At 61.0% G+C, this 12366-nt stretch carries 14 protein-coding genes; 6 read left to right on the forward strand and 8 right to left on the reverse strand.

The window, feature by feature from the left end; translation table 11 throughout:
- Positions 1-21: 21 nt before the first annotated feature.
- The 3 genes from WA302_RS24485 to gpmM are packed head-to-tail and all read right to left on the reverse strand — an operon-like array spanning position 22 to position 3866.
- Complete coding sequence (locus WA302_RS24485; protein ID WP_049205333.1) at positions 22-975, reverse strand: divergent polysaccharide deacetylase family protein; 954 nt, start codon at positions 973-975, stop codon at positions 22-24.
- Positions 976-977: 2 nt separating this feature from the next.
- Entirely contained in the window at positions 978-2312 is a 1335-nt protein-coding gene (gene envC, locus WA302_RS24490; RefSeq protein ID WP_025304680.1) for a murein hydrolase activator EnvC, read from the reverse strand.
- Positions 2313-2321: 9 nt separating this feature from the next.
- Entirely contained in the window at positions 2322-3866 is a 1545-nt protein-coding gene (gpmM, locus tag WA302_RS24495; protein WP_089181448.1) for a 2,3-bisphosphoglycerate-independent phosphoglycerate mutase, read from the reverse strand.
- 297 nt (positions 3867-4163) lie between these two features.
- Between gpmM and WA302_RS24500 the strand changes: the two genes are divergently transcribed.
- The 5 genes from WA302_RS24500 (at position 4164) to cysE (ending at position 7350) form a co-directional block, all read left to right on the forward strand.
- Complete coding sequence (locus WA302_RS24500) at positions 4164-4598, forward strand: rhodanese-like domain-containing protein (RefSeq protein ID WP_016929700.1); 435 nt, start codon at positions 4164-4166, stop codon at positions 4596-4598.
- Positions 4599-4626: 28 nt separating this feature from the next.
- Positions 4627-4875 carry a glutaredoxin 3 gene (gene grxC / locus WA302_RS24505; RefSeq protein WP_019452217.1) on the forward strand — a complete coding sequence of 83 codons (249 nt, stop codon included), beginning with the start codon at positions 4627-4629 and terminating at the stop codon, positions 4873-4875.
- A 57-nt stretch (positions 4876-4932) separates the two neighbouring features.
- A complete protein-coding gene (gene secB / locus WA302_RS24510; protein WP_025304678.1) occupies positions 4933-5403 on the forward strand; it encodes a protein-export chaperone SecB in 471 nt (156 codons plus the stop codon).
- The gene (gpsA, locus tag WA302_RS24515) at positions 5403-6422 is read left to right on the forward strand and encodes an NAD(P)H-dependent glycerol-3-phosphate dehydrogenase (RefSeq protein ID WP_060448503.1); all 1020 of its coding nucleotides are present in this window, start codon (positions 5403-5405) and stop codon (positions 6420-6422) included. The genes secB and gpsA overlap by 1 nt, the downstream gene beginning before the upstream one ends.
- A 106-nt stretch (positions 6423-6528) precedes the next feature.
- Entirely contained in the window at positions 6529-7350 is an 822-nt protein-coding gene (cysE, locus tag WA302_RS24520; RefSeq protein WP_025304676.1) for a serine O-acetyltransferase, read from the forward strand.
- A 61-nt stretch (positions 7351-7411) separates the two neighbouring features.
- On the opposite strand, the gene WA302_RS24525 is transcribed toward cysE, so the two are convergent.
- The 5 genes from WA302_RS24525 to cpxR form a co-directional block, all read right to left on the reverse strand.
- The gene (locus WA302_RS24525; protein WP_025304675.1) at positions 7412-8083 is read right to left on the reverse strand and encodes a DUF3313 domain-containing protein; all 672 of its coding nucleotides are present in this window, start codon (positions 8081-8083) and stop codon (positions 7412-7414) included.
- Between the two features lie 104 nt (positions 8084-8187).
- Complete coding sequence (locus WA302_RS24530) at positions 8188-8961, reverse strand: CHAD domain-containing protein (RefSeq protein ID WP_025304674.1); 774 nt, start codon at positions 8959-8961, stop codon at positions 8188-8190.
- 50 nt (positions 8962-9011) lie between these two features.
- A complete protein-coding gene (gene trmL, locus WA302_RS24535; RefSeq protein WP_025304673.1) occupies positions 9012-9485 on the reverse strand; it encodes a tRNA (uridine(34)/cytosine(34)/5-carboxymethylaminomethyluridine(34)-2'-O)-methyltransferase TrmL in 474 nt (157 codons plus the stop codon).
- A 43-nt stretch (positions 9486-9528) separates the two neighbouring features.
- Complete coding sequence (cpxA, locus tag WA302_RS24540; RefSeq protein ID WP_015379421.1) at positions 9529-10923, reverse strand: envelope stress sensor histidine kinase CpxA; 1395 nt, start codon at positions 10921-10923, stop codon at positions 9529-9531.
- Entirely contained in the window at positions 10920-11618 is a 699-nt protein-coding gene (gene cpxR / locus WA302_RS24545; protein ID WP_025304671.1) for an envelope stress response regulator transcription factor CpxR, read from the reverse strand. The genes cpxA and cpxR overlap by 4 nt, the downstream gene beginning before the upstream one ends.
- A 148-nt stretch (positions 11619-11766) precedes the next feature.
- Here cpxR and cpxP point away from each other — a divergent pair, with 148 nt between their 5' ends.
- Positions 11767-12246, forward strand: a complete 480-nt coding sequence (gene cpxP / locus WA302_RS24550; RefSeq protein ID WP_004931122.1) for a cell-envelope stress modulator CpxP — start codon at positions 11767-11769, stop codon at positions 12244-12246.
- Positions 12247-12366 lie beyond the last annotated feature (120 nt).

Here is a 12366-nt window from a genome sequence, read left to right on the forward strand (position 1 = left end):
GGCCGGAATTCCGGCCTTTTTTTATGCTTGCGGTTTGGCTTGCGTCCAGTGTTGCCAATGACGCTTGATGAAGGTCACCGGCGGCGAGGTGGCTATGCTGTCGGCGATGACGCCCAGCGCGGTGCCGGCGTTGGCTTTTTCCTTCGGCGGTTTGACCTTGCACTGTTTGATGCCACCGCTGAACGGATTTTTCGGCTGCGGTTTTTGCGGTTTGACCGGCGGCGGGACGTAGCTGCCGCCGCCGTTGCCCTGCGGTTCGTTCAGCAGCGCGCTCGGTTTGACCAGCACGATATCGGCGGGCAGCGACGGCAGCATCTGCTGCAGCACTTTCACCGTCGCCGGACGTGGATGCCCGATGGCGATGGCGGAACCGTTGCGCCGCGCCAATTCAACCGCGCGATTGAACTGGCGGCGGATGTCGGCTTCGTTCGCGGTATCGTCGAGGAACACCTTGCGTTTGATCACTTTCACGCCGGTGCCGGCCGCGGCGCGGGTCGCCTGGCTGTTGCCGATGGTCATGCTGTCGAGGAAGTACAGGCGGTAGCTTTCGAGCGCCTGCATCACTTTCTGCATGCCCGGCAGGCTGGAGGTCATGGCGCTGCCCATGTGGTTGTTCATGCCGACCGCGTAAGGCACATTGTTCACCGCGTTGCGGATGATGCGCTGGATCTCGTCGCTGCTCATGGCAGGCTGCAGGGTATCGCGCTCCAGCGGCTGCTTGCTGAGCGGCGCCATTGGCATGTGGATCAAGACTTCGCGGCCCTGGCTGTGGGCGCGAGTGGCCATCAGGCGGGCATGCGGCGCGTTGGGCAATACCGCAACCGAGATCGCCGTTGGCATTTGCAGCACTGCGTTTTCTTCGTGAGGGCGGTAGCCCACGTCATCGATGACGATGGAGAGTTTTCCTGCCTGCGCAGCGTAAACCTGCAGCAGACAGCCTATTAACAGAGCTGTACGGGTTTTGACATAGTGCAAATCTATCTTCCCAACCACGGCAGTGGGTTAACCGCCTGTCCCTGACGACGGATTTCGAAATAGAGCGACGGCGTTCCCTGGCCGCCGCTGGTGCCGACCAGCGCGATCGGCTGGCCGGCGCGCACCTGCGCCCCGACGTTGACCAACGCGCTTTGGTTGTAGCCGTACACGCTCATGTCGCCTTTACCGTGTTCGACCACCACCATCAGGCCATAGCCTTGCAGCCAGTCGGCCAGCAGCACGCGGCCATCGGCGACGGCTTTCACTTCGCTACCTTCGCGGGCCTCAATCACCATGCCTTTCCAGCGTAGTTCGCCCTGCTGCTGTTCGCCAAAGCCGTGCAGCGTGCGGCCGCGTACCGGCCACATCAGCTGGCCGGCCGGACGACCGAGACCGCCGGTGCGCGCCATCAGCGAGCGATCGGCTTCGCTAGGTTTGTAGGTGGTGCCGGTTTTCTTCGCCTGCTGTTCCTTGATGCGCACCTGTTCGCGCACTTTGGCCGCTTCACGCGCTTCGCGTTCGGCGCGCGCACGGGCTTCGCGCTCCGCCCGGGCGATCTTGTCGCGCATGCGGGCTTCGTTTTGGCGCAGTTCCACCAGGCGTTGTTGGTCTTTTTCCAGCGAGGCTTCCAGCGCGGTCAGCGTTTTCTTGCGGGCGCCGCGCGCCTGCTCCAGCTTCTGCTGCTGTGTTTGTTGTTCGCTCAGTAAGGATTTTTGCTGGCCCTGTTTGGCCACCAGCGTGGTTTTTTGCTTCGCCAGCTCGGCGCGGGTCTGTTTCAGCTCTTCGATGGTTTTCTGGCGCGCTTCGTTCAGATAGCCGAAATAGGCCAGAATACGTTCGCTGCGCTGGCTTTCTTCACCGCTGAGGATCAGTTGCACGGCGCTGTGCTGCCCTTGCCGGAAGGCGGCGTCGAGCTGTTTGGCGAGGAGGTTTTGTTGGGTCGATTGCTGCTTTTGCAGTTTGGCTATCGAGGCGTTCAGGCCGGAAATATCCTTGCTCAACTGGGTGAGCGTGCCCTGGGTGTCGCGCAACTGGCGGCTGGCCTGGGCGATGGTTTTTTCCTGCTGACGCAGCTGATCCTGCAGCGAGCTGCGCTGCTGCTGCTGCTGCTTCACCGCTTTTTCTTTCTCGGCGATGCTCTGCTGGATGTCTTTCAGCTGGGATTTATTGTCTTCCGCCGCCTGGCCGGCGAGCGGCAACAGCAAGACGCCAGCGCAAAATACGCTGGCGCACATGGCGGTGAACGTCCTTGGCGCGGTGCGTTCAGGCAGCGGCCGGCTGCCTGCGTTTGCGCTTCGGGTTACCCTTGATAGTGCAAAAAACGCCTTCTCCCTCATGGAGAAGGATTATTCCACGATGAACAGCGGCTTACCAGTCATCTCTTGCGGGATTTCCATTCCCATCAGCGTTAACAGGGTGGGCGCGATGTCCGAAAGCTTGCCGCCTTCGACCGCCCGTGCCGGTTTGCCGACGTAAATCAGCGGTACCGGCAGGCTGGTGTGGGCGGTATGCGCCTGGCCGGTGGCCGGATCGCGCATCTGCTCGGCATTGCCGTGATCGGCGGTGATCAGCAGTTGGCCGTCGACGTCGCGCACCGCGTCAACCACCTGGGCGATGCAGGCATCCAGCGTCTCCACCGCTTTGACCGCTGCTTCATACACGCCGGTATGCCCCACCATGTCGCCGTTCGGGTAGTTGCAGATAATGGCGTCGTATTTGCCGCTGCGGATGGCGCTCAGCAGTTTGTCGGTCAGCTCGGCGGCGCTCATCTCCGGCTGCAGATCGTAGGTGGCGACCTTCGGCGAATTGACCAGCACGCGGTCTTCCCCTTTGAACGGCGCTTCCACGCCGCCGTTATAGAAGAAGGTGACGTGGGCGTATTTTTCGGTTTCCGAGATGCGCAGCTGGGTTTTGTCGTGCTTCATCAGCCATTCGCCGAAGGTGTTGGCCAGCGACGCCGGCGGATAGGCGCAGGCGGTCGCGATGTCGGCGGCGTACTCGGTCAGCATCACGAAATCGCCGAACTGCACCCGCTTGGCGCGCGGGAAACCGTCGAAATCCGCGTTCACGAAAGCGCGGGTGATCTGGCGCGCGCGGTCGGCGCGGAAGTTCATGAAGATCAACGCATCGCCGTCCTGCATCGCGGCATCGGCCTCACCGGCGGCGCGAATGACGGTCGGTTTGACGAACTCGTCGTTTTCACCGCGCTGGTAGGCGGCCTGCAGGCCGGCGATCGCATCGTCGGCCACGTAGTCGCCTTTGGCCGCGGTCAGCAGGTCATAGGCCAGCTGCACGCGATCCCAGCGGTTGTCGCGGTCCATCGCGTAGTAGCGGCCGATCAGCGAGGCGATGCGCCCAACGCCCAGCGTGGCGAAGGCGTCGCGGCAGCGTTGCAGCGGGGCTTCGGCGCTGCGCGGCGGCGTGTCGCGCCCGTCGAGGAAGGCATGCAGATAAACGGCTTTGGCGCCGCGTTGGGCGGCCAGCTTGATCATGGCCAGAATGTGCTCGTCGTGGCTGTGCACGCCGCCCGGCGACAGCAGGCCCATGATATGCACCGCCTTGCCGGCCGCTACGGCTTTATCGACCGCGGCGGTCAGCACCGGGTTGGCGAAGAAGTCGCCGTCGGCGATCGCTTTGTCCAGCCGGGTCAGATCCTGGTAGACGATGCGCCCGGCGCCCAGGTTGACGTGGCCGACTTCGGAGTTGCCCATTTGGCCGTCGGGCAGGCCGACATCTAGCCCGGAGGCGGCGATCAGCGTATGCGGCTGCTCCCGCCACAGACGGTCCATCACCGGGGTGCCGGCGTTCAGGATCGCGTTGTCCTGCCGCTCCTCACGGTGGCCGTAACCGTCCAGGATCACCAGTACCATCGGTTTTTTGTTGCTCGACATTGCATTGACCTCTTATGAACTTTTTAAGCTGCGAATAGCCATGCGCCCGCCGCAAGCATGGCTGTTCGCCCTCGAAAAACCGGCTGATTTTACATCGCCGCCGGCGAGAAATAGCCCAAAGAGATCAAGGTTGCGGCGAATCGCGCGGGCTTTTATGCTCTGACCTCGGGAATTTCTCAGCGCAGCCCGCAGTTTCTACAATCGCGCTTGCTTATTGGCTGTATTTGCCGCACTCGGCAGGTATACTCTGGAACCTTGACTTATTTATCCCTTAACTGACGGGAGTTGTTACACCCCATGCTGCAAGAAATTATGCCATTCGTAAGCAGACACCCGATTCTGAGCCTGGCTTGGATCGCTCTGCTGGTCGCCGTGATCGTCATGACCTTCAAAAGCCGTTTCTCCAAGGTCAAAGAGATCGCTCGCGGTGAAGCTATCCGCCTGATCAACAAAGAAGAAGCCGTGGTGGTCGACACCCGCAGCCGCGACGATTTCCGCCGTGGTCACCTGGCCAGCGCCATCAACCTGACCGCCAGCGAAATCAAAAGCGGCAGCCTGGGCGAGCTGGAAAAACACAAAGCGCAGCCGATCATCGTCGTGTGCGCCAACGGCACCGCCTCCCGCGAGCCGGCGGAGAACCTGAGCAAGGCCGGTTTTGAAAAGGTGACGATGCTGAAAGACGGCATCGCCGGCTGGAGCGGAGAAAACCTGCCGCTGGTGCGCGGTAAGTAACCGTTTAACCTATTTGAGGTGGCAATCCATGGCTAACATTGATATCTACACCAAAGCGACCTGTCCGTTCTGCCATCGCGCCAAGGCGCTGTTGAACAGCAAGGGCGCGGCGTTTAACGAGATCGCCATCGACGGCGATAGCGCCAAGCGCGAAGTGATGATCGAGCGCAGCGGGCGCACTACCGTGCCGCAGATTTTCATCGATGGCCGGCATATCGGCGGCTGTGATGATTTATATGAACTCGATGCTCGCGGCGGCCTGGATCCGCTGCTTTAAGCAGCTTGCCGGCTCACCGAGTGTCAATAAGGACGTTTAACCAAGGGTATTACTCACATGTCAGAACAAAACAGCACCGAAATGGCTTTCCAGATCCAACGTATCTATACCAAGGATATCTCCTTCGAAGCGCCGAACGCGCCGCAGGTTTTCCAGCAGGAATGGCAGCCGGAAGTTAAACTTGATCTGGATACCGCGTCCAGCCAGCTGGCTGACGAAGTGTATGAAGTGGTACTGCGCGTAACCGTGACGGCGAGCCTGGGCGAAGAGACCGCGTTCCTGTGCGAAGTGCAACAGGCGGGCATCTTCTCGGTAGCAGGTATCGAAGGCACGCAGCTGGCGCATTGCCTGGGTGCATACTGCCCGAACATCCTGTTCCCGTATGCGCGCGAGTGCATCACCAGCCTGGTTTCCCGCGGTACATTCCCGCAGCTGAACCTGGCACCGGTCAACTTTGACGCGCTGTTCATGAACTATCTGCAGCAGCAGGCGGAAGGCGAAGGTGCCGCACCACATCAGGATGCCTGATGAACACCGTCAATGCTTCAATGACTGTTATCGGTGCCGGCTCGTACGGCACCGCATTGGCCATTACGCTGGCGCGTAACGGCCATGCCGTGGTGCTGTGGGGGCACAACCCCGCGCAAATTCAAACGTTGCAGCAAGATCGCTGCAATCAGGCGTTTCTGCCCGACGTTCCTTTCCCCGATACCCTGCTGCTTGAGGCCGATTTGGCGCGTGCGCTGGCGGCCAGCCGCGACGTGCTGGTGGTGGTGCCAAGCCACGTGTTTGGCGACGTGCTGCGTCAACTGAAGCCGCATCTGCGCCCGGACGCCCGCATCGTGTGGGCCACCAAGGGGTTGGAAGCGGAAACCGGGCGATTGCTGCAGGACGTGGCGCGTGAGGCGTTGGGCGAGGCGATCCCGCTGGCGGTGCTCTCCGGGCCGACGTTCGCCAAAGAGCTGGCCGCCGGTCTGCCGACGGCGATCGCGCTTGCGGCGACCGATGCGCAGTTCGCCGACGATCTGCAACAGCTGTTGCACTGCGGCAAGAGCTTCCGCGTCTACAGCAATCCCGACTTTATCGGCGTGCAGCTTGGCGGCGCGGTGAAGAATGTGATCGCCATCGGCGCTGGCATGTCCGACGGCATCGGTTTCGGCGCCAACGCCCGCACCGCGTTGATTACGCGCGGGCTGGCGGAAATGAGCCGTCTGGGTTCTGCGCTGGGCGCCGATCCTTCGACGTTCATGGGCATGGCGGGGCTGGGGGATCTGGTGCTAACCTGCACGGACAACCAATCGCGCAACCGCCGCTTCGGCATTATGCTGGGGCAAGGTAAAGGCGTGCAGGAAGCGCAGGACAGCATCGGTCAGGTGGTCGAGGGCTATCGTAATACCAAAGAGGTGTTGGCGCTGGCGCAGCGGCACGGCGTGGAAATGCCGATCACCGAACAGATTTATCAGGTGCTTTACTGCCATAAAGACGCCCGCGAAGCGGCGCTGAGCCTGCTGGGGCGAGCCCGAAAGGACGAAAAACCCAGCGCGTGACATAAAACGATATGTCGGGGCAGCGGAATGCTGACCCCGCAAATGACCTGGGCCGCTCCGCGCTACCGTGTGAAGCGGCCCGTTTGGCAAGGCAAAGGGGTATGTGATGTCGTCAGAAGAGTTGGAACAGGTCTGGAACAGCATTAAATCAGAAGCGCGAGCACTGGCTGATTGTGAACCGATGCTGGCCAGCTTTTTCCATGCGACGTTGCTCAAGCACGAGAATCTGGGCAGCGCGCTCAGCTATATGCTGGCCAACAAGCTGGCGACGCCGATCATGCCCGCCATCGCGGTGCGCGAGGTGGTGGAAGAGGCCTACAAGTCCGACAATCAGATGATCGTTTCGGCGGCGCGCGATATCCTCGCGGTGCGGCTGCGCGACCCGGCGGTCGATAAATACTCCACGCCGCTGCTTTACCTCAAAGGGTTCCATGCGCTGCAGGCTTACCGCATCGGCCATTGGCTGTGGCAGCAAGGGCGGCAAGCGCTGGCTATCTACCTGCAAAATCAAATTTCCGTCGCCTTCGGCGTGGACATCCACCCGGCGGCGACCATCGGCTGCGGCATCATGCTTGACCACGCTACCGGCATCGTGATCGGTGAAACGGCGGTGGTGGAAAACAACGTTTCTATTCTGCAGTCGGTCACCCTGGGCGGTACCGGTAAAACCAGCGGCGACCGTCACCCGAAAATTCGCGAAGGGGTGATGATTGGCGCCGGCGCCAAAATTCTCGGCAATATCGAAGTGGGCAAGGGCGCCAAGATTGGCGCGGGCTCGGTGGTTTTGCAGGCGGTGCCGCCGCACACCACCGCCGCCGGCGTACCGGCGCGTATCGTCGGGCGCCCGGAGAGCGATACGCCGTCGATGGATATGGATCAATACTTCAACGGCACCAACCACGGATTCGAGTACGGCGACGGCATCTAAGCCGTGCCTGCGGGTCCATTCAGGGGGAGCTTTGGCTCCCCCTGTGTTTTTCAGGCGGCGGTCAGCCCTGTTTCGGGAACTGGGTGATATCGGTAACGATGTCGTCGATCGCCGCCTTGACGTCATCCGCCGTGACCGGCGTGCTGTCGTTGTTGACGGTTTTACCGTAGGCCTTGCGTACCACTTCCATCACCGTTTTACCGGTATCCTGGTCGATCAACTCGCCTTCAATATACAGCGCGGTATTTTGCGTCCGGTGCCCGGTAGCCGCCATGGTGCTGGCAACCACTGCAGCGACCGGCACCACTTCATAGAACTTCATGTCTTCGTTTTCGGCCGAAACGGCGGTGATGGCGAGTTTGGCCACCAGAACGCGCGAGCCCGTCGGGCTTGGCAGAATGGTAAAGCGGTTCTGCAGCGCGGTTTTGATTCGCTGGGTCGCGTAGGCCTTAATCTTGTTCAGCGTGTCCTGGCTGACGCGCGCCGTGGGTTTCTCCGCCGGGAAATAGACCACCGGTTGGAAATAGATACCGCGATAGTTGGATTCCTTGTAGCTCGGATCTACCCAGCGCAGCGTTTTATGACCGCTTGGCGAGGTGGTTTCCTGCAGTTTGCTGTAATCGGACAAGAAGCCCGAATATTGCGACGTTTGGGTGACTTTGGACGAACAGCCCGCCAGCAACAGGCCCGCTGCCAGAACGGCCATGGCAACGCTCAAGCGTTGTTTTTTCATGTGGTTTCCTATGATGAGTGGTGATTACCCTTACAAAACATAGCGCATTATCTGCGCCTCATCGGGCATTTTCGGGGCCGGGCGTGCCCTGCTGCGGCCTTTTTTCAGGATCGTGATGCGCCGCCGGTTTTCGCCACCAGTGCGGGTGATAAGGCAACGAGCAAGACGTCCGCTCTGGCCAGCGCCTGGTGTTGCTCTGCTTGCCATCGGGGCAACAAGGGCCAGAGATCCTCCTGATGTTCTGCCTGCAGGCACCAGACCTCCCGGTCGTGCCAATCGCCGAGGGCGTTTTGCACCGCTTTCAGGCCCGCCATTGCGGCGGGAGAGAGGGGGAGGCGTTGCGGGTAGGCTTCGGCCGCGTAGCGCAGGCGTTTGACCAGCAGCCGCAGACGGTGGCGATCGTAGCCGGTATCAGCCAACGCCCGGCGTAATTGCCGCTGCTGGCGCTGCAGGCGTCGATTCACACGGTGTTTGGCGAGGCGCTGCGCGATGCGGCGAAAGCGGTGCGGCCAGGCGTGCAATAGCGAAGGGAAGCTGATGAGCAGCGGGTTGGCGAGCAGTTGGCGGCAGCGGGCCTGAAAATCGCTTTGGCGCACGTTGGCCTGCCAATCGAGGCGATGGTGCGCCAATTCGATGATCAGCACCTCGAGATCGCGCAGAGGCGTCGTGAGCTTGCCCAACTCGGCGGCGGCCCGATCGAGCCGCGTTGCGCCGGGGCAGCCGCGCAACGGACGCAGCAGGCTGCGAATGCGGCGCAGGCAGACGCGCAAGTCGTGTAGCGCCTCGGTGTCTTGCGCCTGTTGCAGCCGCAACAGCGCCTCGTTCAGCGCCGATTCGAGCCGGCGAAGCTGGGTAACAATATCTGCGATGAAAGCCATGTGCCGTATCTGGAGAGGTTAACCCTTCCAGTATGGCGCGTTGTCACGGATTACGCTTTGATCAGCGCGCCGGCATAGTCCAACTGCCGCCAGGCTTCATACACCACCACCGATACGGCATTCGACAGGTTCATGCTGCGGCTTTGCGCCTGCATTGGGATGCGGATTTTTTGCTGCGCGGGCAGCGCATCGAGGATGTCGGCAGGCAATCCACGCGTTTCCGGACCGAACAGCAGGTAGTCGCCGGCCTGGTAGCTGACGGCGCTGTGCGCCGGCGTGCCCTTGGTGGTGAGGGCAAACAGCCGCTGCGGGTTTTCGGCGGCGAGAAAAGCGGCGTAGTCGGCATGACGGTGGACGCGGGTGAACTCATGGTAATCCAGCCCGGCGCGGCGCAGGCGTTTGTCGTCCCACGGAAAACCCAGCGGTTCGATCAGATGCAGATTAAAGCCGGTATTGGCGCACAGGCGGATGATATTGCCGGTATTGGGTGGAATTTCGGGTTCAAATAAAACGATGTTCAGCATGTTGCAGGCCCCTCGTGAACGAGGGGCGCAGGATAGCAAACTCTTACTGTTCTGTCTTAGACGATAGGCGTTGATGATGCAGCGGCAGCCACAGCACCAGCCGCAGGCCGCCAAGCGGGCTGTCTTCGGCCTTCACCCAGCCGCGATGCTGGTTGACCGCCGCCTCGACGATCGCCAGGCCGAGGCCGGTGCCGCCGGACTCACGGTCGCGCGCTTCATCGGTGCGGTAGAACGGACGGAAGATCTGCTCGCGGTCTTCGGCGCTGACGCCGGGGCCGTCGTCGTCAACCTGGATGGTCACGCCCTGATTGTCGGCGCTGAACGCCACGGCAATGCGGGTGTGTGAATACCGCAGGGCGTTGCGCACGATGTTTTCCAACGCGCTGTCCAGCGCGCTCGCGTTGCCGAACAGCGTCCACGGACCTGGCGGCGCAGCGATCTCCAACTGCTTGCCCATCTGTTCCGCTTCGAAACGGGCGTTGTCCAGCACGTCGGCCCACAGTTCGTTGGCCTTCAACTGCTCGCGCGCCAGCTCGCCCTTTTGCTGCCCGCGCGACAGCGCCAGCAGATCGTTGATCATCGAATCCAGCCGCTGCGCTTCGGTTTCGATGCGCGCCAGTTCGTGCCCTTCGCCGTGGCGGCGGCGCATCAGCGCGGTGGCCAGCTGCAGGCGCGTCAGCGGCGTGCGCAGCTCGTGCGAGATGTCCGAGATCAGCCGTTGCTGAGCGTTCATCATGCGTTCCAGCGCGCTGACCATCTGGTTGAAGCTGGCGCCGGTGGCCAGGAACTCCTGCGGGCCGGCCTCCAGTTCCGGATGCTGCTTCAGGTTGCCGCGCGCCACGTCATCGGCGGCGTTCTTCAGCTTGCGTGCCGGTTTCGCCAGGCTCCAGGCCAGCCACAGCAGCAGCGGGGCGCTGATCAGCATGGTGACGATCAGCAGCAGCAGCGGCCGGTCGAACATCAGGTTGATGAAATCGGATTGCGGGCTGTTGGCGGGACGGATCAGGTACAGCTGGTAGTTGTCTTCGCCGTCGCGCACCGCGAACGGCCCGACCAGCTCGACGCGGCCGTACTTTTTCTTCTTGGGATGATCCGAATTATCGGATTGGCCGATGAAGTTGCGGACGATCTGCATTTCGTTGCGCTGCGCGCCGATCACCCGGCCTTCGCTGGTGACCAGCAACAGGCGTTGGCCCGGCGGCGCCCATTTGTCGATGGCGCGGAACAGGCGGCGCCACCACATCAGATCGTTGGCCGGATCGTTTTGCAACTCGGCCTCGACGTGCTGTTCCAGCATCAACCCCTGCCGCTGCTCGCTGTCGAGCAGCGAGGTCATTTGGCGGGAGTCGAGCTTGGGCACCATCAGCACCAGCATTAGCACCAGGGCTAACGTAAACCAGAAAATGGCGAAGATGCGTGCCGTCAAACTGTTGATCATGTTGCAGATACCATCAAATAACCACGCCCGCGCAGGGTTTTGAACCACGGATGCCCGTCTTTGCGATCCGGCAGCTTACGCCGCAGGTTGGAGATGTGCATGTCGATAGCGCGATCGAACGGAGTCAGGCGTTTGCCCAGCACTTCCTGGCTCAGCAGTTCGCGCGATACCACCTGCCCGAGGTGTTGCGCCAGCAGGTAAAGCAGGGTGAACTCGGTGCCGGTCAGATCCAGCACCTGGCCGTCGAAGCTGGCCTCCTGGCGGCCGGGATTCAGCTGCAGGCCATCGACATCCAGCGTCGGGGCGCCGCTGTCGACCTGCTGCTGCTGTTCGCTCCAGTTGGAACGGCGCAGAATGGCGCGAATGCGCGCGACTAGCTCGCGATCGTTGAAGGGTTTCGGCAGGTAATCATCGGCGCCCAGCTCCAGGCCCAGCACGCGGTCCAGTTCGCTGCCGCGCGCGGTCAGCATGATGACCGGTGTCTGGTGATGTTGGCGCAGTTCTTTCAGCGTATCGATGCCGTTTTTCTTCGGCATCATGATGTCGAGCAGCAGCAGATCGATGGAGCTGTCCAGCAGCGACAACGCCTGCTCGCCATCGTGCGCGACGACGATATTAAAACCTTCCATTTCAAGCAGTTCTTTTAACAGCGAGGTCAACTCGCGGTCGTCGTCAACTAACAGAATCTTGTTCATTATGATTTACCTCCAGACGCAAAATACGTCATCAACTGTTGCCATTCCATGACTTTACGTAGTTTTACATGCACTGACGCAGGTTTTCAGGTGTAGCGGTACACTGCTCCTCGTTGATTCGCAAAGTGAGAAAGCTTGAGGAGTTGAAATGCGTAAGGTGACCGCATTAGTTATGGCATCACTGCTGGCAATTGGTTCGACCGCTGCCTTCGCTGCCGACACTATACCGGACACAGCCCAACCTCCCGGCAACGACGCGATGACCCGAATACCCGGCCAGCACCATATGTTCGACGGTGTCAGCCTCAGCGAACAGCAGCGTCAGCAAATGCGCGATTTGATGCGTCAGGCCCGGCACGATCTGCCTGGTGTCAATGTAGCTGAAATGGAAGCCATGCATAAACTGGTGACCGCAGAGAAATTTGACGAAGCCGCCGTGTACGCCCAGGCGGAGAAGATGGCCCAACAGCAGGTCAAGCGCCAGGTCGAAATGGCCCGGGTGCGCAACCAAATGTATAACCTGCTGACGCCAGAGCAAAAAAGTGTTTTAGACCAGAAACATCAGCAGCGTATGCAGCAGATGGAGCAACAAATTTCTGGTTTGCAGCAAGCTTCTGCCCAGAAGTGAAGTACGACTGAGTAGTCCCCTGTTTTTCCTTGCCATAGACACCATCCCTGTCTTCCCCGCCATGATGGCGGGGTTTTTTTTATCCGACATTTCGCTATATTGAGCGCCACACCTTTTGAC

Origin of the sequence: Serratia sp. 201, from assembly GCF_037027545.1 — a bacterium.
Taxonomy (GTDB): Bacteria; Pseudomonadota; Gammaproteobacteria; order Enterobacterales; family Enterobacteriaceae; genus Serratia; species Serratia bockelmannii.